1 protein-coding gene is annotated in these 421 nt (G+C 67.9%); it reads right to left on the bottom strand.

The window, feature by feature from the left end; genetic code table 11:
* Nucleotides 1-421: sugar nucleotide-binding protein (locus KYG_RS19660; RefSeq protein WP_008906678.1), on the bottom strand; the 421-nt coding region annotated here is incomplete at both ends.

Here is a 421-nt window from a genome sequence, read left to right as displayed (position 1 = left end):
TGCAGGTGGCGGACGGCATGGGCTGTCACGTCGGCCAGCAAGTCAGCCCCCGTGGGCGCTCCCCATTGGTCGTCGATGACGGTCAGGCGTTCGCGCTCCTGCGCCAGGCGCAGCATGGTTTTGGCGAAGTTGCCCCCGCGCGCGGCATAGACCCAACTGGTGCGCAGGATCAGGTGCTGGCAGCCTGATTGCTGTATGCGTTGCTCTCCTTCGAGCTTGGTGGCGCCGTACACCGACAGGGGGGCAGTGTTGTCGGTCTCCCGCCAGGGGCGTGTACCGCTGCCGTCAAAGACGTAGTCGGTGCTGTAGTGCACCAGCCAGGCGCCCAGGCGACTGGCCTCCTCGGCCAGCACGCCGGGGGTGGTGGCGTTGAGCAGGCGGGCGAGCTCGGGCTCGCTTTCGGCTTTGTCCACGGCGGTGT

It is taken from the genome of Acidovorax sp. NO-1 (genome assembly GCF_000238595.1).
Classification (GTDB): domain Bacteria; phylum Pseudomonadota; class Gammaproteobacteria; order Burkholderiales; family Burkholderiaceae_C; genus Acidovorax.
The sequence above is the reverse complement of the archived record's forward strand: the minus strand, read 5'-3'. Positions and strand labels throughout refer to the sequence as shown.